At 36.2% G+C, this 19,379-nt stretch carries 21 protein-coding genes; 5 read left to right on the plus strand and 16 right to left on the minus strand.

From position 1 onward, the window contains the following. Nucleotides 1–28 precede the first annotated feature (28 nt). From H9635_RS02530 to H9635_RS02585, 12 genes are all read right to left on the minus strand, one after another. Complete coding sequence (locus tag H9635_RS02530) at nucleotides 29–1,147, minus strand: N-acetyldiaminopimelate deacetylase (protein WP_191698565.1); 1,119 nt, start codon at nucleotides 1,145–1,147, stop codon at nucleotides 29–31. A 14-nt stretch (nucleotides 1,148–1,161) separates the two neighbouring features. After that, nucleotides 1,162–1,875, minus strand: coding sequence for a 2,3,4,5-tetrahydropyridine-2,6-dicarboxylate N-acetyltransferase (gene dapD / locus H9635_RS02535; protein WP_191698566.1), 714 nt, complete (start codon nucleotides 1,873–1,875; stop codon nucleotides 1,162–1,164). 74 nt (nucleotides 1,876–1,949) lie between these two features. Continuing rightward, nucleotides 1,950–2,855 (minus strand): LysR family transcriptional regulator, encoded by a 906-nt coding sequence (locus H9635_RS02540; protein ID WP_191698567.1) that lies wholly within the window; start codon nucleotides 2,853–2,855, stop codon nucleotides 1,950–1,952. A gap of 71 nt (nucleotides 2,856–2,926) precedes the next feature. Further along, a complete protein-coding gene (gene cbpB, locus H9635_RS02545; protein WP_191698568.1) occupies nucleotides 2,927–3,370 on the minus strand; it encodes a cyclic-di-AMP-binding protein CbpB in 444 nt (147 codons plus the stop codon). A 212-nt stretch (nucleotides 3,371–3,582) separates the two neighbouring features. Further along, nucleotides 3,583–3,813, minus strand: a complete 231-nt coding sequence (locus H9635_RS02550; RefSeq protein WP_191698569.1) for a short-chain dehydrogenase — start codon at nucleotides 3,811–3,813, stop codon at nucleotides 3,583–3,585. 61 nt (nucleotides 3,814–3,874) lie between these two features. Continuing rightward, nucleotides 3,875–4,642, minus strand: coding sequence for a 2,4-dienoyl-CoA reductase (fadH, locus tag H9635_RS02555; RefSeq protein ID WP_191698570.1), 768 nt, complete (start codon nucleotides 4,640–4,642; stop codon nucleotides 3,875–3,877). A gap of 381 nt (nucleotides 4,643–5,023) precedes the next feature. Next, entirely contained in the window at nucleotides 5,024–7,183 is a 2,160-nt protein-coding gene (locus tag H9635_RS02560) for an RNA degradosome polyphosphate kinase (RefSeq protein WP_191698571.1), read from the minus strand. A 2-nt stretch (nucleotides 7,184–7,185) separates the two neighbouring features. Then, nucleotides 7,186–8,727 carry a Ppx/GppA family phosphatase gene (locus tag H9635_RS02565; RefSeq protein WP_191698572.1) on the minus strand — a complete coding sequence of 514 codons (1,542 nt, stop codon included), beginning with the start codon at nucleotides 8,725–8,727 and terminating at the stop codon, nucleotides 7,186–7,188. 155 nt (nucleotides 8,728–8,882) lie between these two features. Continuing rightward, nucleotides 8,883–9,788: a chemotaxis protein gene (locus H9635_RS02570; protein ID WP_191698573.1), complete on the minus strand. Its 906-nt coding sequence runs from the start codon at nucleotides 9,786–9,788 to the stop codon at nucleotides 8,883–8,885. 91 nt (nucleotides 9,789–9,879) lie between these two features. Next, nucleotides 9,880–10,746, minus strand: a complete 867-nt coding sequence (locus tag H9635_RS02575; protein ID WP_191698574.1) for an NAD(P)-dependent oxidoreductase — start codon at nucleotides 10,744–10,746, stop codon at nucleotides 9,880–9,882. A 215-nt stretch (nucleotides 10,747–10,961) separates the two neighbouring features. After that, a complete protein-coding gene (locus H9635_RS02580) occupies nucleotides 10,962–11,165 on the minus strand; it encodes an aspartyl-phosphate phosphatase Spo0E family protein (RefSeq protein ID WP_191698575.1) in 204 nt (67 codons plus the stop codon). Nucleotides 11,166–11,257: 92 nt separating this feature from the next. Beyond that, entirely contained in the window at nucleotides 11,258–11,446 is a 189-nt protein-coding gene (locus H9635_RS02585) for a hypothetical protein (protein ID WP_191698576.1), read from the minus strand. Between the two features lie 177 nt (nucleotides 11,447–11,623). Here H9635_RS02585 and H9635_RS02590 point away from each other — a divergent pair, with 177 nt between their 5' ends. From H9635_RS02590 to H9635_RS02600, 3 genes are all read left to right on the plus strand, one after another. Next, the gene (locus tag H9635_RS02590; RefSeq protein WP_191698577.1) at nucleotides 11,624–11,809 is read left to right on the plus strand and encodes a YkvS family protein; all 186 of its coding nucleotides are present in this window, start codon (nucleotides 11,624–11,626) and stop codon (nucleotides 11,807–11,809) included. A gap of 85 nt (nucleotides 11,810–11,894) precedes the next feature. After that, on the plus strand, nucleotides 11,895–12,506 hold the full coding sequence (locus H9635_RS02595; protein WP_225231068.1) for a CPBP family intramembrane glutamic endopeptidase: 612 nt from the start codon (nucleotides 11,895–11,897) through the stop codon (nucleotides 12,504–12,506). Between the two features lie 61 nt (nucleotides 12,507–12,567). After that, nucleotides 12,568–13,260: a chemotaxis protein gene (locus H9635_RS02600; protein WP_191698578.1), complete on the plus strand. Its 693-nt coding sequence runs from the start codon at nucleotides 12,568–12,570 to the stop codon at nucleotides 13,258–13,260. Nucleotides 13,261–13,373: 113 nt separating this feature from the next. Here H9635_RS02600 and H9635_RS02605 read toward each other — a convergent pair whose 3' ends face one another. Further along, complete coding sequence (locus H9635_RS02605; protein ID WP_191698579.1) at nucleotides 13,374–13,820, minus strand: MarR family winged helix-turn-helix transcriptional regulator; 447 nt, start codon at nucleotides 13,818–13,820, stop codon at nucleotides 13,374–13,376. A 64-nt stretch (nucleotides 13,821–13,884) separates the two neighbouring features. Further along, nucleotides 13,885–15,345 carry an ATP-binding protein gene (locus H9635_RS02610; RefSeq protein ID WP_191698580.1) on the minus strand — a complete coding sequence of 487 codons (1,461 nt, stop codon included), beginning with the start codon at nucleotides 15,343–15,345 and terminating at the stop codon, nucleotides 13,885–13,887. 166 nt (nucleotides 15,346–15,511) lie between these two features. Here H9635_RS02610 and H9635_RS02615 point away from each other — a divergent pair, with 166 nt between their 5' ends. After that, nucleotides 15,512–17,245, plus strand: a complete 1,734-nt coding sequence (locus tag H9635_RS02615) for a B12-binding domain-containing radical SAM protein (protein WP_191698581.1) — start codon at nucleotides 15,512–15,514, stop codon at nucleotides 17,243–17,245. 59 nt (nucleotides 17,246–17,304) lie between these two features. Here the strand turns inward: H9635_RS02615 and H9635_RS02620 are convergent, their stop codons facing one another. Next, complete coding sequence (locus H9635_RS02620) at nucleotides 17,305–17,472, minus strand: hypothetical protein (protein ID WP_191698582.1); 168 nt, start codon at nucleotides 17,470–17,472, stop codon at nucleotides 17,305–17,307. Between the two features lie 156 nt (nucleotides 17,473–17,628). Between H9635_RS02620 and H9635_RS02625 the strand changes: the two genes are divergently transcribed. Further along, nucleotides 17,629–17,901, plus strand: coding sequence for a transposase (locus H9635_RS02625; RefSeq protein ID WP_318245172.1), 273 nt, complete (start codon nucleotides 17,629–17,631; stop codon nucleotides 17,899–17,901). An 80-nt stretch (nucleotides 17,902–17,981) separates the two neighbouring features. Here the strand turns inward: H9635_RS02625 and H9635_RS02630 are convergent, their stop codons facing one another. Beyond that, on the minus strand, nucleotides 17,982–19,331 hold the full coding sequence (locus H9635_RS02630; RefSeq protein ID WP_225231070.1) for a TrkH family potassium uptake protein: 1,350 nt from the start codon (nucleotides 19,329–19,331) through the stop codon (nucleotides 17,982–17,984). Nucleotides 19,332–19,379: the final 48 nt, after the last annotated feature.

Below are 19,379 nucleotides of genomic sequence, written 5' to 3' on the forward strand. Positions count from 1 at the left end.
CTGGCATCCCTTTTACTTTATTAAACTATTAACGTTGTCGCAAAAATTGCTCTACAAATTGACAATTAAGCGGAATTAATAATTCATCTGGTACCATCTTCGCATGATGAAGACCATATGATGAAGCTGCTCCTGTCCAAAACATTGCACCAGGTATATCCTTTATAAAATAACCAAAGTCCTCACCTGTCATTGCTGCAGGACATTCATATGCAATAGCGCCATCAAATTGTTCGGCAAACTGTAACAGTGCGTTCGCACACTCTGCATCATTGTTTACTTCATAATACATCGAGCCGTAATCAATCGAAACAGTACATTCGAATGCTGCTTCAATACCTGCACAAATCGCCTCAATACGTCTTTTCACTTCTGCCATAGCATCTGCATTCAACGTTCTGATCGTACCTTCCAACCGCGCATTCTCAGCTATTACATTCTGTACTGTGCCAGCTGTCATTTTTCCTACAGTAATAACTGCACTATCCATCGGGTCGACATTACGGCTAATAACTGTTTGAAGCTGCAAAAGTAAATTTGCCGCTGCAATGGTCATATCCCTTGTCTTATGTGGATAGGCTGCATGCCCGCCAATACCTTTTAGATCGATAAATAGCTCTGACGTATTCGCAAACAATAGTCCAGGCTTAGTCGCAATTGTTCCAACAGGATATTCAGGAGCAATATGCAGTGCATATATCTCATCGGCAACAAGCAGTGGTTGTTCTGCTTTTAACCACTCAAGCATCGGTTCTGCTCCCCCTGGTCCTTCCTCAGCCGGCTGAAAATAAATTACGACATTCTGAATTGGAGGCTGTTTGGAAAAGGCTTCAACTAAACCAAGCGCAATTGCCATATGACAATCATGTCCACAAGCATGCATATACCCTTCAAACTCAGACGAAAATGATAAGCCCGTTTCTTCCTGTACTGGGAGCCCATCAATATCTGTTCGCCAACCGATTAGTTTTGTTGGATTCGTCCCTTTTATATAAACGACTATACCAGTCTTCCAAGTTGTGATTTGCAAATATTGTTGATCCAAGTTTGAAATGAACTGCAATAAATAGCTTTGTGTTTTGAATTCTTTAAACCCTATTTCCGGAATTTTATGTAGGTCCCGTCTTATATCAATGAGATGGCTCATAATAACCTACCTTCTTATAACTGTCTTAAAGAATCAATAATTTCTGTTTTTGATTTAGTTTTTTCATCTAATTTCTTGATTTCACGAGCAGGAACACCTGCCACGACTGTATATGGTTCTACATCTTTAATGACGATTGCACCGGCTGCTACAACTGCACCTTTACCAATACGCACACCTTCTAACACTACGGCGTTTGCACCAATTACTACATCATCTTCCACTACAACCGGTAAAGCACTAGGTGGCTCCACAACACCGGCTAGTACTGATCCAGCACCAATATGGCAGTTATCTCCGACTGTTGCGCGACCACCTAATACAACACCCATATCTATCATTGTTTTCGCACCGATTTCAGCACCAATATTAATAATCGCACCCATCATAATAACTGCATTATCCCCAATTGTTACTTGATCACGAATAATAGCACCTGGTTCAATACGTGCGTTTACATGTTTTAAATCTAAAAGTGGTACACCTGAATGACGGCGATCATTTTCTATAACATAATCTTCAATGTTTTGAGCATGCTCTTTTAATGAAGCCTCTATTTCTGACCATTCACCAAATACTACTGCATGATTTCCTTCTCCGAAAACTTTACTTTGTTCACCATATGATAAATCTGCAACACCATTACCCTTCACATATACCTTCACTGGTGTAACCTTTTTTGATTGTGAAATAAAATCAATAATTTGTTGTGCATTTAACTTTTCCATTTGGACACCTCACTGCATGTTAGTATTTTTAACATGACTAATTGTACTAAATTTTCAGCCAAATTAAAACTTTTTTAATTGGTTTCTTTTGAATAATCATAAAGACAACGTGCATGATCTTGTACGACGTCGACAAATGCCTGCACTTGACGGAGTTCAAATGTTGATTCGTAGCCTATAAGCCATGTATCCCGCGTTAAACCTAATCCATCATCCTTCTCATTATTCGTTAAGGAAATTTTATGGACATTCTCCTCCCCGTTTAACGTAATAGAAGGTAAAATCGCATATCCAATTCCGTTCAATGCCATTTGCTTACATGTTTCGATTTGATCCACGATAATTTGATGCTTTGGATTATAGTTAAAATGACGCTGCCACCATTGCTGAATTTCCTGATAATAGTTTGAATCACTTTTAAACTGAATAAAAGGTCTGTCTGATGTAATAATATCTTCCATATCTTTAATTTCTTTATCTACTAAATACATTGTATCCCGAAATAAGTGAATCTTTTTTCCTTTCCATTCTGATTGACCGCGGACAATACCGATATGCGCTTCTCCATCATAAAGTGCTTTTACAATTTCAGAGCTCCAGCCAGTCATGAGCGAGATTTTCGTATCAGGATATTTTGTTACATAGTCCTTCAACACTTTTGGTAACCAATTTTGCCCTACAATTGAGGCACAGGCAATCTTTAATGTACCATGAACCTTTGAATTCAATGCTTGAATTGTTTCAAAAATATCTTCCCGCTTTATAATCATTTCACTCGAATATTGAATTACAAGCTCTCCTGCAGGCGTCGGTGTCAGCCCTTTTTGGGAACGTATAAAAAGTTGGGCACCCCATTCTTTTTCAATTGACTGTAACCTTTGCGATAAAGCAGGTTGTGTTAAAAAAAGCCGCTCTGCCGCTTTTCGCATGTTTCTCTCTTCTGCCAGTACTTTAATTATTTCGGCTTCCGTAGCTGTCATTGCTATTCTCCCTTTCCGTCTATTCGATTAAAAAATCGACAAAATCCATTTGGACTTTGCCGATTTCCTAATTAAGCGTTATGTTGATAAATATATTTTTTTAATTGTTTTAAAATAATTCTGCGTGTCATTATACCGACAAACGTACCTTCGTCATCGACAACACATAAAAAGGCATGGTTAATGACTAAATCAAGGGCACGTTGGAACGTATCGGAAACTTTTAAATACACTACTTCTTGATTCATTACTTCATCGACACGAATATCGGCCAATTTATCATATTCAATTCGCTCTAGCCCTAAAATCGACTCTGTAATCATTTTTGTACTTAATAATCCTTTTAAGCGATACTTTACGTCCAATACTGGAATGGAAGAATATCCGGTTTTCGTTAATACTAATAATGCATGTTCAGCGCTATTGCCACTTTGTACATGTGCTACCTTCTCAGATGAAATAATAAAGTCTTTAATAGGCATTTCTAGTAAAGCTCTGTTGTTCGTTGAAATCATGACATTCTACTCCTTTTTCCCGCTAATAACAAGTAGCCCATAGTCAATAACCTAAAACCACTACCGTCATTCAAATGTTTTGCCCTATGACAAAACAACTTCTCTCATACTTATAATACCATACCAATCAACTTTATTACTAAGAAAGGTGCCTATTCAAAAAAAGAAAAAGCATAATAAGACGAGTAAAAACGTCTCATTATGCATAAAAGTCAGTATCCTCTTGCCCAGTAATAAAAAATAATGATTCCGGTAAATGCTCCAAAAACAACATAGGATAAAATAATCGGATTAAGCAAAAAAGGATGCTCCTGAATTTCTTCAGGCACTTCTGAATCCCGTTCCTCCCCGCTATCTTCTATATTATGACCAACACGAACCGTCAAATAGTAGCCAATAAAGCTAAGAAGAAACACAACGAAAATCGTTGGATATAGCCACATACCTATCGCCTCCTTCTACGATTAGCAATAGTATGTAGCAATTAATGGCAGACTATACTTTTTAGAATGGATGTTGATTCAGCCATTGACCACCGTCCAATGTAATACATTCACCGTTTAAATAACTTGCTTTATCAGATAACATAAATGTCGCTAAATCCGCAATTTCTTCTGGCGTACCAAGTCGTTTTAATGGTACAGAATTAATTGTACGCTTTGCCTGTTCCTCTGATTCCCATAATTTATCTGCTCCACCTGTACGCTCAATTGGGCCTGGAGCAATTGCATTCACTCGAATACCATATTGCCCTCCCCATTCAACAGCCAGTGTACGCGTCATTGATAATACACCCGCTTTGGCAGCTGCAGAGTGGACAACTCCTGCGCCTGCACCCCAAGCATATGTTGCAACCATATTTAGAATGGAACCTTTAATACCGTTTTCAATCCAGTAACGTCCTACTGCTGATGAACAATAAAATGTACCATTTAAAACAATATCAATAACCGCTTTCCAACCATTTGGCGATAATTTTTCAGCGTGCACAATAAAGTTCCCCGCAGCATTATTGACTAAGCCGTCTACTTGTCCAAATTTTTCAACAGTAAAAGCGACCATTGCCTGGGCATGCTCTGGTTCACGAACATCCATTTGAAATACTTCAACATTGGAACCTAACGCTAATATTTCTTTCTTTGCATTTTCAAGGCGTTCTATATCGCGCCCGGTAATCACAATGTTGGCACCTTCTTTCACGAATTGCTTCGCCATACCAAGCCCCATCCCGCTAGATCCACCTGTAATAATAATTGTCTTATTTTGTAGCATTCCATACATCCCCTTTGCATATAAAATGAACAATCATTCATATTTATATTTTACTACAGCGGAGTGTAAATACCTATTAAAATATTAATATTTCTGTTTTATGCGCCTTTTTTTCTATTTTTAATATATAAAAAAGAATGGTATATAACCCCAAAATGCCATTATCCTAAGTGGGGAAAATGGCATTATTGCTAGTATAAAAATTGACTTCCATTCCGGGACGCTTTCCGCGGGCACTGCCTGAGCCTGTAGTCTCAGGCGTCGTGCTATTCCCGCTGGAGTCGCCCTCCATTCCAATCAATTTTTAAAGTATCCGTTTTTAATAAGGGTCTTTTCTTTATCCAATAAAATTTCTACTTCTGTCCCACCCCTTCACTTTGTTTATTCCTCAACAATCGTACCAAGCGATTCGATTAAAAAGATTTCCTGACTATTAATACGAAGCTCACTATTATGATCTTCTTTATAATGGTAATTACCATTCGAGTCTTGGATTCTTGCCTTTTGGTTATCCTCTATTTGTGTAAGCATAATGCGTTGGATACGTTCTTTAATGTCCTCAGAATAAATCGGGAATAGTATTTCTACACGTTTAATCATATTTCTAGTCATCATATCAGCAGAAGATAAATAAATATTATTCTCTCCGTTGTGATGGAACCAGAAAATTCGTGAATGCTCAAGGAATCGCCCTACAATACTCAACACGGTTATATTTTCCGAAATACCGGGAATTCCTGGTCGAATACAGCAAATCCCTCGGATAATAAGTTCGATTTTCACCCCTGCAATTGATGCTTCATACAATTTCATCATTAAATCCTTATCCGTTAATGAATTCATTTTTGCTCGGATAAAGCCATTGCCATGGTGTTTATGTAATGCAATTTCCTTTTCGATTAAATTAAGGAACTCATCGCGGATATCAAAAGGAGCAACGACAATATGATTAAATTTTGGCTTACTCGTATAACCACTTAAATAGTTAAAGAAGTTAGTCGCATCAATGCCGAATTCTTTATTTGATGTGATGATGCCCATATCTGTATAGATTTTCGCTGTTGCATCATTATAATTTCCCGTCCCTAAATGGACGAAACGCTCAATCTTTCCTTGTCGACGACGCACAACAAGTGTGATTTTGGAATGTGTTTTCAAGTTATTCATACCGTAAATAACGAGACAGCCAGCCTGCTCTAGCTGCTTTGCCCAATGTACATTGTTTTCTTCATCAAAGCGGGCCTTAAGTTCCACCAGCACGGTCACTTGCTTACCATTTTCTGCTGCTTGTTTTAACGCTTGTATAATTGGCGAATTTCCGCTAACTCGGTATAACGTTTGCTTAATCGCTAACACACTCGGATCTTCAGCCGCTTCTGAGATAAAGTCGACAATAGGTGCAAACGATTCGAATGGGTGATGGAAAAATAAATCTTGCGTTAATGCTTTTTCATAAATATTTTCATCTGATTGTAGATCTTGGGGTGGCTGTGGAATAAAGCTTTCATATTCTAAATGCTCCCTGCCTACTGATATTACTTTTACAAAGGCAAACATAGCTGTTAGATCAAGAGGTCCATCAATTTTAAAAACATCAGTTTCCTCAATTTCAAACTCATCCAATAAATACTCTAGAACATCGTCATTCATTTCACCATCACGCACTTCCAGCCGTGAGCCAACACCCCATTTACGCTTTTTCAGCTCTTTTTCAATTTCTACTAAAAGATCCTGTGCGCCTTCCTCATGAATCGTTAAATCAGCATTTCTTGTTAAACGAAAAGCTTGAGTCGATTTTACTTTATAACCGAAAAATAAACGGTTTATATTGTTGGATATTACATCCTCCAATAATACGAATACCGTTTCATCCCCCGAAGAAGGTACTTTAATAAAACGATCTAAAACAGATGGAACCTGTACTATTGCCACTCTATCCATATTTTCAGGATCTGGAATGTTATTTTCCAACCGGACAAGTAAGTTGAGCGTACGTCCTAACAAAGTCGGAAATGGACGATAGGCATCGACCGCTACCGGAGTCAAAACCGGGAAAATCGTCTCTTCGAATAATTCATTCACAAAGTTTTTCTGTTCAGGATTCAATAACTTCAAATCGCGAATATGAACATTTTCTTTCGGCAATAATTCATATACTAAATGGCGATAAACTTCAGTTTGACGTCGCACTAATGCTTGTGTACGTTCAGCAATTTTTGCGAGTTGCTCTTTCGGTGTCAATCCTGATTTATTTTCAGGTTTGTGGAATCCTGCACGAATTTGATCTTGCAGTCCAGCTACACGAACCATAAAAAACTCATCCAGATTCGAACTAAATATTGCCAAAAATTTCAATCGCTCTAATAACGGATTGTTCTTATCTTCTGCTTCCTCCAGAACACGCTCATTAAATGCCAGCCAACTCAATTCACGGTTATTATAATATTGTGGTTTCGCAATCTCCTCAAGAATATGAATTCGAGCATTCAGTTCCTCATTATTCTCTTCGAAAAAGGAATCCGCTTCAATATTTCTTGTCATTCCTAATTCCACCCTTCTTCTTTGAATAAAAGTTTCACTTCACTTTTGAAAACACGTTCTAGATGCTTTTTTTGTTTTTCTGCCTGTGCCAATTCGGCAATAGCCCGTTCTGTTGTAATCACCTCTATTTGAAGGTAATCATTTACTTTTTGTATTGAAAGTTTCTTTACAACATTGCGCTTCGTCATATTCAAGGCATAGATGAATTTCAGGATAGCACCAAAATCTCGAAGCTTTTTCAATTCTTCCTTTGAAATCCACGTTTCATATGGTTTGGCGAATCTTGCAAAGTAATCACGGTTTTTATAAGATGCGAGTAACGCAAGCTTCACTCGATCTAAATGGGATAAACCAGCTATAGATTGATTTGAAATTAAATAAAATGTATGCTGACTGGAAGAATCCAGTTCAATATATTCTCCTATCGCATAAACTTTAGCTGATTTTTTCAAGAGCTGTAAATCAGCATCATTGAATTCAAATAATTTTCCTTTACAACATTGTTCATAAAAGTTCTCGGTCAGTTTTTCTAATGTCGCAGCTTCTTCCTCAGAACGCCCATACGCTAAAGCAAGCTGCCTGCCGCTCTCTTCAAAAACATTATACTTATTATACGCTTTGGGATTTCCTTGCAAAACGCGGCTAATAATAAGCCCTTCCCGCAAACCTTTCTTACTGATCTGAAAACTGTCTGTATTTACAACTGACATAAGCGCTATAAATACTTCAAGAGCTGGTACAATCGTATCTGCACGATCTGAAGAGAGTCCATCTAGCTGCATTAACTCATCGTATGATAATGCCGTCAAATAACCACCAAGCTTCTTTAACTCGTTAAGCTTTATTTCGTACTGATGAACACCTGATAATGGGTAGCCTATTTTCTGTTGATGAACTTGCGCAATATTACGGGCACTACCACCAATTGCTATAACCGGCAATTTAGCATCGACAATCCATTTTAAAGAGGAAAATTGTTCCTGCAAAAAAGTACAAAGTTTCTCGCGTTCCTTTTCACTTATGATAGTATTACCTACAAATTTCTGTTTCAATGTAACGGTTCCAAATGGAAAGCTAAATGTTTTTTGAAGCTTTTTATTCGTAAACAAAGTAATTTCTGTAGAACCCCCACCAATATCTATTGTTACAGCAGAAGGGGTATCCATCGAATGTGCTACTGCAACAAAACCATAATAAGCTTCCTCTTCTTCTGATAATATATCTACATTAATGCCCGTCTCTTCTTTCATGCGGTGAATGATTGCCTCATTATTTAACGCTTGGCGTACCGCAGCAGTCGCCGCAGCCTTAACATCTGTCACCTCATAATCTGCCAATATTAATCGAAATGACTTTAACGTTTCTGCCAGTAAATTTATCCCCTCTTCGGACATTTCTTCATTCGGCATAAGATACGTGCGAAGTCGTGCTACTGTCTTTATATTTCCAAACTCTTTTAAGCCTTCATTTTTACTATAGGAATAGAGTACAAGTCGAATTGTATTTGAACCTATATCAATAATTGCTGTTTTTAAATTTTTCATAGGTGCATATCGCCTCCTTTTTCATGTTTCTAATTCATAAGTGGATATAATAATCGAATCACTATACAAAAATAGCCGGAATTACTTTTACAAGTACCCGGCTTTTTCATTATTCTATACATTTTAAAAGGAAGTATCAATTCATTGTATGGTTTTTACAAAATCAGCTTATCCATACGTAAAATTAACTCTGTAATTTCCGGCTTGGAAATTTGGTCTTCTGCTCCTACTTTTTCTCCTTTATGACGTAAATCGTCGGTAATTAGGCTAGAGAAAATAATTACAGGGAGCTTTTGTAAATCCGGATGGGTTTTAATTTTCTTCGTTAAATGATGACCATCCATTTGGGGCATTTCAATATCTGTAACAACCATTTGGACATGCTTTTCAATTTCTTTATCCGCTTTGACTAGTGCTTCCAAATAATCGTATGCATCACGACCATTTTCAAAAAACTCAGTATTAACATAACCTGCTTCATTCATCGTATCGAACAATAGCTTACGCAGCAACGGTGAATCCTCAGCAATTATGACTTTCTTTTCAGTTCGTTCACGCTTACCAAGCTTTTTCACTGCTTCTACGCTGATACTCGATTCAGGATTAATATCCACCATTATTTTTTCAAAGTCTAAAAGTAATATCATTTCATCGTTATGCTTAATAACACCTATTACTTGTGATGTCCCGCCCTGATACATATCAGAAGGCTTTTCGATTTGATCCCACGAAATACGGTGAATTTGCGTAACATTATCTACATGAAATACTACACGTTGTTTATTAAATTCTGCCACAATATACTTTTGCTGTGGATTTCGGTTTTCTGTTGGTATTCCCAACACTTTCAGCATATCAACTACCGGCAACACTTCTCCGCGTAATTGTATAATTCCCTCTACATGTGGATGTGCATGTGGAATAAATGTGACTGGAATTGGTTGAATAATTTCCTTCACTTTAATTACATTAATACCAAATTTATTATTTGCTACTTCAAATTCAACAATTTCAAGTTCATTCGTTCCACTTTCCAGTAAAATCCCTTTTTGATTCTCCAATACATGCCTCTCCTTCCAAACTCCCAGGTTAACAATAACTCTATTGTATCATGCGGCATTTATATCTACTATAAATATTATGTCAAATTACTTACTTATAATATTCAACTAATGCTTGAGTACCGTTATCTCCATATCCTTCATCAAGCAATTGATCATACATTGATTTGGCTAAGGCCAAACCTGGGAGTTGGAGATTCATGCGCTCTGCTTCATCAAGAGCAATCTTCATATCTTTAATTATGTGTTTAATATAAAAACCTGGCTCCAAATCACCCTTAAGTATACGAGGAGCGAGGTTTGATAAGGACCATGAGCCTGCAGCTCCGGCTGTAATCGAGCGAAGAACATCATCCATCGAAAGACCCGCCTTAAGTCCGTAAGCCATCGATTCACATACGCCAATCATTCCTGAGGCAATTGCTATTTGATTGCACATTTTCGTATGTTGCCCATTTCCGGCTTCACCCTGATAAATTATATTTTGACCAAATACTTCGAAAATCGGCTTCATCTTTTCAAATATATTAAAGTCTCCTCCAACCATAAGGGATAGGGTTCCATTTTTTGCGCCAATATCGCCACCCGAAACAGGCGCATCTAAACTATGTAGTCCTTTACTTTTTGCCTCATTATAAATTTTTTTCGCAAACGTTGGTTCAGAAGTAGTCATATCAACAAGAATCGTATCTTCTTTTACAACAGAGAAAATTCCGCCGGTACCAAAATACACTTCTTCAACATCTTTTGGATATCCAACCATCGTAAATATAATATGTTGATCTTTACTAGCCTCTGCGGGTGAAGAGGCCCACGATGCGCCTAATGTAATTAACTCTTCCGCTTTACTTTTTGTTCTTGTATATATCGTAACTTCGTGACCTGCATTGAGTAAATGCTTGACAATGCTTGCTCCCATTACCCCTGTGCCAATGAAGCCAATTTTCTGTGATTTCATATCTATTCCCCTTTAGTATTTTCTTTTATTTTAACAAAACTAGACTAAACTTCAATGTCAGTAATTTCTAAAAATTTAGAATACCATTGAGTATTTTGCAGAAAAACAAAAAAAGAGAGCAGTAGCGTTTGTTCGCTTCTACTCTAAAGGGGGAAATGAGAATGTTGCTGTGTTCAAAGTTATTATTCCCCCATGTTAAAAATTTAAACATAAATTTATAAATTATTTTCATTCGCCGAGTGTATTATTATTTTTGCATTTTGCGATTGATCAAAAGCATTCATTAAGCGATCAACTTGCTTGCTTAACTGAAGGGTAATATCACTTTGTAATCCATTTTCCAAGCCTGATTGAATCATTTGTTTCCGTTTCAATTCAATTTCGATTAGTAGCGCCCTATCCCGCATTGCTCTACCCAATCCTACACCCTCCTCATCATAGTGATTTACCATTATTATACTCGCTTTGTAAGGATCTTACAAAAAAATCATTAGGCATAATTCGACAATAATTATGATCTTGGATTTTCTAAAAATGTGTATTCAACGTCTCCGCCTTGCTTTGCTACCCCGCGGAAATGTTTAAATTGTGGATCTTTTACTAGATGTTCACGGAAATGTAAAAAATCACTCTTCTTAATTAATATAGACTTGACTTCTCCATTTCGTAATTGATCTAGTATTGCTTGATAGTCAGCCATTTAAACACCCTTCCTTCTTCTAATTTTCTTATTATTATCCCATATATTAACCTCCTAATCTAAAAGAAAAAATAAATAAATAATATTAAAATGACAAAATTATTCAAACTAACAGAACTTTATAGTATAATTTCAAACAAACTGTTATTTATTAGTCGATGAAGGGGCTGACTGTGTATGAAAATTGCTGAAGTTGGAAATATAATCGAGTTTAAAGACGGCATAAAAGGTGTCGTTGAAAAGGTGAATGAGAATTCAGTCATTGTAGATATTACAATTACGGATAATTTTCATGATTTAGAAATGGAAGAAAAAACAGTTGTTAATCACAAACGGTATAAAATATTAGCTAATAACGAATAATTTAATGCAAAATACCCTTTTTAACATTGAGATGATGATAAAAGGGGTATTTTTTGTTAACATACGTTAAAGGAGGCTGAATTCATTGAAAAACAAGAAACAAACCATTACTCTCCTTGTGGCATTAGTTTTTATTTTTAGTATGATGTACTTTACATTTTATGAGAGATCCGTTTTTTGGTATTTATACGCGTTTACATTGTTAGTAGGAATTGCGATAAGTTTAGTAGCGGGAAAATTTGAAGATCGTATTCCGACCTGGCAGTATTTGATTTTTGGTATAGGTTATGGAACGATTACATATGGTCTCGTAAAACTCGGCTATATGCTAATGCCTTATATCGATAAAAATGCTGTAAATGAAATTACGAAATTCCTGGATGTATACGGTCCACAAAATATTTTCCATTACCTGCTGTTAATTTTTATAGTTGCAGTTGGAGAAGAAATGTTTTGGCGTGGCTATGTACAACAACAATTAAAACAGTTCACATCACCTTTTTGGGCCGTTATTGTTACTTCTATTTTATTTTCACTTTCACTAGCGCTTAGCGGTTTTATGCCAGGTGCGTTAGCAGCAATTGTTGCAGGTATTTTATGGGGTACACTATACGAATGGAAGAAAAGCTTACCGCTAATTATCGTTTCACATATCGTGTTTGTTTTACTATTATTTTTAGTTTTACCTTTATTCTGATACAATAAAAGCAGAAACTTATCTTTCCAAATTCCGTCTATACATTAAAAGGGGGAGCATTATGAAAAAATCATTAACAGCAATCAGTACAGCACTTATACTTTCTACTGTATTAGCAGCATGTAATACCGACACAGAGGAACCTATTACGAAAGCAGCAAATGAAGAACAGTTAGAAAATGAGCAAGTTCAAAGTGATGAACAGCAAGAAGAACAACAAGAGGAAAATACGGAGTCTGCAGAACCAGCTGAAGAACCGAAAAATGAGCAAGATGTAAAAAAAGAAGAGATTACTACATTAACTTATTCTTCTAATAATCAGCCTTTTACTGAGGAAGTAGTTGAAGCGAAAAGTGAAGAAATGAATTATTCAATTCAACATTTTGAAGATTATACTTTAGTAGCCGAGGAACCTGGTGTTGATCATCTAATTTTTAATAAGGATGACAAACTTTCAATGCAAATTGAAGTTATCAATAAAGAAGAAGCTACTTTTGAGCAAATAAAAGCAACAGCAAAAGAAACAATTTCTGCAATTGCACCGGATAATTTAAAGGAACTAGATTTTTCGACTATTTTAACAGAACGTCCGGAAATTCTGAATATTACGGGATATGAAGGCGTAGTGGACGGAGAAAAAGTGGTAAAAGTAGTACTTGAGCGTTCTAATTTAATTGCCGCTTTAACTATTTACGATACACCACAAGCAGACTTAATGGATGCCTTTATCCAAATGGGTTTAACTATTCACTAAAAGATAAGGGAAGTACACTTAACAAATGTTAAAGGGGGCTGTATCAAAAGTCGATTCGACTTTTGGTACAGCCCCCTTTCTGCTACATCACCAATAATTAATATATTCTATAACTAATAGGATAGATCTTTTATAGACAAACCGAGTTTTTTTAGCAATTCTATTGCTGTTTGTTTTTCTTCTCCTGATAAAGCATCCAGTAACCCATGTAAATTTTGCTCATGCTCAGGAAATAACTTGTCCATGAATTCAGAACCTAAATCGGTAATTTCCGCATATGTTACACGTCGATCGTTTGGACACGAAATCCGAGCCAAAAACTCGCGTTTCTCCAATTTATCAACCACATACGTAATCGAACCACTTGCCAATAAGATTTTTGTCCCTATTTGCTGCAATGGCTGACGTCCTTTATGGTATAAAAGTTCGAGAACTGCGAATTCTGTTGGGTTTAATCCATTTTTTTGTATAAATTGATTCGTCGCTTCATTTATCGCTTTATGTGCTCTTGATAATACAATAAATAATTTCAACGATTGTTTTACTTCCTCTGAAGCCATAAATACCATCCTCTATTTTGAGTAATATGCTTATTATAGCGATGGATTGAAAGTTTTGTCAAAATCACTTTATATTCGCTGAAATTCTACTCTCACCTATTTTGTAGGCATGTATCGGATTCATAAATTCCCTATTACTTTGTGGATTAAATTCAACAATAAAGTTAGTACCTACACCAACCTCACTCTCAATATGAAGGATCGCATTATGCTCTTTTATAACAGACTGAACGAGCAAAAGCCCTAATCCCGAACCATACTCTTTCGTAGTATAGAATGGGTTCAACGCATTTTCCAAGTCCAACGAGTTCATGCCTTTCCCGCTATCTTTAATAGAGAGCTTAATAGAGGAGTCTTTAGAATAGAGTAATTTAACAACAATGTAATTATTGTATTCCACTGATTCAATAGCATTTTTAAGTATATTTATAACCATTTGTTTTAAACGGCTATAATCCCCCATCATTGTATATTCGATTTCTTCATCAAACTCAAATACAATCATCGCATCGGTCGTCAGTGCTGTCGGTTGCATCAGTTGAATAGCTTCATCGACAAGTACTTTCATATCCAGGCTCTTAAACACTTGCTTCTTAGGTTTTGCAATACTTAATAAGTCTACAAGTAAGTCATCCATTCGCTTTAGTTCTGATTCTACAATTTGAAAATAAGGATTTTGCTCCTCATTTAAACTGCTTTTAATCATTTGAATAAATCCTTGGATAGAAGTCATTGGATTGCGGATTTCATGCGCAATTGATGCAATATTTTGACCAATGAAAGATAACGACTGCTGATGCTCAATCTTTTTAAGCAGCATCATTTCTTCTGTCTGATCAATGATTGTTGTTACTAAAAGCCCCAAATTTTCATCTACTTTACTTATGAAATTCAAATAAACCGTTTTCCCGTCAGCGGTTTCCTTTTTTACAAAAAGGCTGGCCATTTCACGATTTGAAATCTTTTTATAGTATTGGACAATAACCGACGATTCATAGTGGCAATCTTCAAATAGATAATCATAACTGCGGTTTTCTATTTGCGCAGGCTTTCTATCCAATAAATGTAAAGCCATTTCGTTCACCGATAATATCTTTCCATCTAACATCGTTAATATTACACCCTGAGCCATTCCATTAATCAAATTCTGGAAAACGATCATATCGTTTTTTTCTTCGAATGAAATAACATTTGAAGGATTTATTTGAATTCGTGTAAAAATCAGCTGCTTCTGCTGAAGATAGTATCCCCAAATCTTGATTGGCATTTTTTGATGATATTTATTTACTAAAAATAAAGTTGTACTAGAAGTTGAATTTTCTATTACGGTGCGTATAAATCGTTCCCATTCGCTATTATTTTTATCAGTGTTACTCCAAAAGTTTGACAGAAGATGCACAGACTTTAAAGTTTCTTCCGCCTTTTTATTGATAAATTCCAAGTTTCCAAGGCGATTAAAGATAATAATTTGCTCACTCGATTCATTAAAAAGCGCTTCTACCATCATAGGCGATTTTCCTTCCAATACATTATTTCCTCCATTTTTTAGAAGTTATAGAATTTTCTGATATATACTTATTATTATTATATTATTCCATATTTGTAATTGTAATAAAATGGGTATATTCTCCCATATTGTTTGAAGCTGTTTACACTGCTACAATAGAGTGTATGAAGAGGAGAATAAAATAATGAAAATCATATTAAGTACACTTAACGCAAAATATATTCATACAAATTTAGCGATTCGCTATTTAAAAGCAGCAGCACTGCCTGAGTTCGATTGTGAGCTTGCTGAATATACAATTAAAGACCCAGCTTTCAACATCGTATCCGACCTTTTCCAAAAGAAACCGGATGTTGTCGGATTCAGCTGTTATATTTGGAATATTAATGAGACGATTGCAGTAATTCGTATGCTAAAAACGGTTTTGCCCAATGTCAAAATTGTATTAGGTGGTCCGGAAGTTTCTTACGATGTCCATGAATGGGTTCGCAAACATGAAGAAATTGACTTCATTATTATGGGTGAAGGTGAAGTTTCATTTAAAGAAATGCTTCGCCACTTCAATGGTGAGATTCCTCTCGACAAAGTACCGGGCATTTGCTATTTAGAAGAAGGCAAATTAAAAATCCATGCACAGCCACCTAAAATCGATTTACGGGAAATTGCTTCCCCTTTCCGATTTGAAGAAGATTTACCTCACCTAGGTAAACGGATTCAATATATTGAAACGAGCCGTGGCTGTCCATTTAGCTGTCAATTTTGCTTATCTTCTATTGAAGTTGGAGTTCGTTATTTCAACCGTGAGAAGATTAAAGAAGATATTCGCTACTTAATGAATAACGGGGCAAAAACGATTAAATTCGTAGACCGTACCTTTAATATTAGTCGTAGCTACGCGATGGAAATGTTTCAGTTTTTAATTGATGAACATCAGCCAGGTGTCGTATTCCAATTCGAAATTACAGCGGACATTATGCGTCCTGAAGTCATCCAATTTTTAAATGACAATGCACCTAAAGGGCTGTTCCGTTTTGAAATCGGTGTCCAGTCAACTAATGATTTGACGAATGACTTGGTAAAACGTCGTCAAAACTTCGAGAAGCTTACTCGTACTGTAACAATGGTAAAGGAAGGCGGCAAAATCGATCAGCATTTGGATTTAATTGCCGGTCTGCCTGAAGAAGACTATGCGTCATTCCGTAAAACATTCAATGATGTATTTGCAATGCGTCCTGAAGAATTACAGCTCGGTTTCCTAAAACTGCTACGTGGAACAGGCTTACGATTGGAAGCAGAAAAATATGGCTACACATATGTTGATATTTCGCCATATGAAATTTTCTCAAATAATGTATTAACTTTTGATGATATTGTCCGTATTAAACATGCGGAAGACGTACTGGAGAAATATTGGAATGCACATCGTATGGACAATACGATTGAATATTTAGTAACAAAAGTATTTGAAACACCATTCGATTTCTTCCAAAGCTTCGGCACATACTGGGAAACAAAAGGCTGGTCACGAATTGGACATCAGCTAGAGGATCTATTCCGCCGCTTACTTGAGTTTCTGCAAACGGTCAATCACGCCGATTTAGAAGTAATTACAAGCCTGATGAAATACGATTTCCTTCAAGGCCAGCAGTTCCAGCCGCGTAAACTATGGTGGGACGACCGCCTTTCAGAGGATGAGATGAAAGATGTCTATGCACGTATTAAAGAAAATCCTTCTCTTGTAGGCGAGGAATTTGAAGCAATGCAAATTACTGAACGCGAATTATTTAAACACTCATTAATTATTCCGTTCCACATCGATTTAGGAAATTACGAAGTCGGTGTACCGCAAAAGAAGACGGGCTATTTATTCACTTACTTCCGCAATGGACAACAGCCTTACTTCAGCACATTCAATTAATCCAAAAACGCTGCAAACTCTTACTATGGAGTGTGCAGCGTTTTTTATAAAGCGAAAACTTATTGCTTATTCGATTTAGAATCATCCGTTTGCTTTTCATGATGTGTATTTTTATATTGTTCTTCTGTTAAATCATTATCTTCACGGAGATCCAAATCATCCGGGTTTAATTCCGGTCCTACCTCTTCTCGCATATTTTGCCGGTCATTCCCTTTCTTTTTTTCCATGCTTATCACCTCCGTTCAACAAATTAACAATTGAGCTATCATCTATTCCACCAAAGTGGTTGAACATAGCTTCAGACAGCCTATTCGTTTTATACCCTAAAAAAGAGGGCATAATTCAAATAAAAGAAAGGAGTGAATTTTTTGAAAATAATTTTGGTGGTTTCAAGTATTATTGTTCCGCTTATTATGGTTTATATAAGAAATAAAATTAGTAAGTCAGCAATTTTATTTAATATATTGGCAGTTATTTTGGTCATCATTTTCGGAAGCATTGCGTCCACTTCCATTTATCAAATCATTATTGACAATGCTGTATTTATGACAAAAATTCATGGTCTATTTTTAAATAAACTTTTTTTAATTTCCGGTGCGTACATTGGTATATTCGTTATTTATCGATTAATGGTTCTTACAATGAAGGAGCGGTAAATTTATTACTGTAATATAAAACATCCATTTTCCAATAGAGGAAAATGGATGTTTTGCTTAAAATTATAATTAGATTGATCTTAGCCAATAATAATTCGCTCTTTAGGGTAATGGTATTTCTTCTTACTGGATGAACCACCAATTGTATAGAGGAATGAAATTAAACCAACCCGGCCTACAAACATGAGTGCCATAATTACCATTTTTCCAAAGGCGGTCAGATCTTCTGTTATGCCAAGAGACATCCCACACGTTCCGAAAGCCGAGGTTATTTCAAAAATGACTTCCATCATTGTCGCACGTGTTTCTGTAATAAATAATACCATCGCCGCCCCCAATACCATTATTATGGCAAAAATTAATACGGCAAAAGAGCGGGAAACATCAATAAGGTGAATTTCACGATTAAATACTTGAATTTCGGACTGTCCACGGGCAAATGCAATTAAAAATAAAATAACTATCGCAAATGTTGTCGTACGAATCCCCCCACCAACAGAACTCGGTGATGCCCCGATAAACATGAGCACACTCATAAAGAGCTGAGTCGCTTCATTAAATGTGGTGACATCATATGTTGTTAAACCTGCAGATCTTGTAGAAATCGAATGGAACATTGCAGAAAATACGGCTTCATGCCACCGCATTCCTTTAAATGACTGAAAGATTTCTATTATAAAAATAACGATAGAACCTAATGCAAATAACGCTACATATGTTACCGTTGTCAGCTTTGTAAATAAACTAAAACGGAATGCAGGATCTTTTTTCAATAAATACGTCTTCACTTCAATTAAAACAGGGAAACCAATTGCCCCTAGGAATATTAAAACCATACAAACAAACTGAACAAAATAGTCATGATGAAACGGCTGTAAACTCATACCGGTAATATCAAACCCGGCATTCGTCGTTGCAGATATTGCCGCGAATATTCCGTTTATTGCCGCTTCTTCCCAAGTTGCAAAATAACGCTTAAAATGAACCGTCAAAATTATTGCACCAGTAAACTCAATCATTAAAAACAATTTTGTAATTTGCCGAATCAACGCTACAACTCCGGACAGATTATATTGGTTATGGTCAATCATTATTAGCTGGCGTTCGCGCATGCCAATTTTTTTCCCAAACAGTAGCCATAGAAAAGTACCAATTGACATTATACCAATGGCTCCAAATTGTAAGATGAGCAAAATCATTGTCAGCCCAAAGCCGCTGTACGTTTCAGCAACAGTAACCGTAGTTAAACCTGTTACACTGACCGCGCTAACAGCTGTAAAAAGGCTGTCTAAATGTGACACGCTTACACCCTCTAGATGAACCCCTGGAATACGTAACAGTAAATATGAAATAAGTATAGCAATAGAATAATATGTGATTAGTATTTGGAAAGGCGTAATACTTCGCCTTTCTAGTTTTTTAAAAGGCATACAAATGGCCTCCCATATATTGTTACATTTTTTCTAGTATAATGAATT

Origin of the sequence: Solibacillus faecavium (assembly GCF_014836905.1) — a bacterium.
GTDB classification, from domain to species: domain Bacteria; phylum Bacillota; class Bacilli; order Bacillales_A; family Planococcaceae; genus Solibacillus; species Solibacillus faecavium.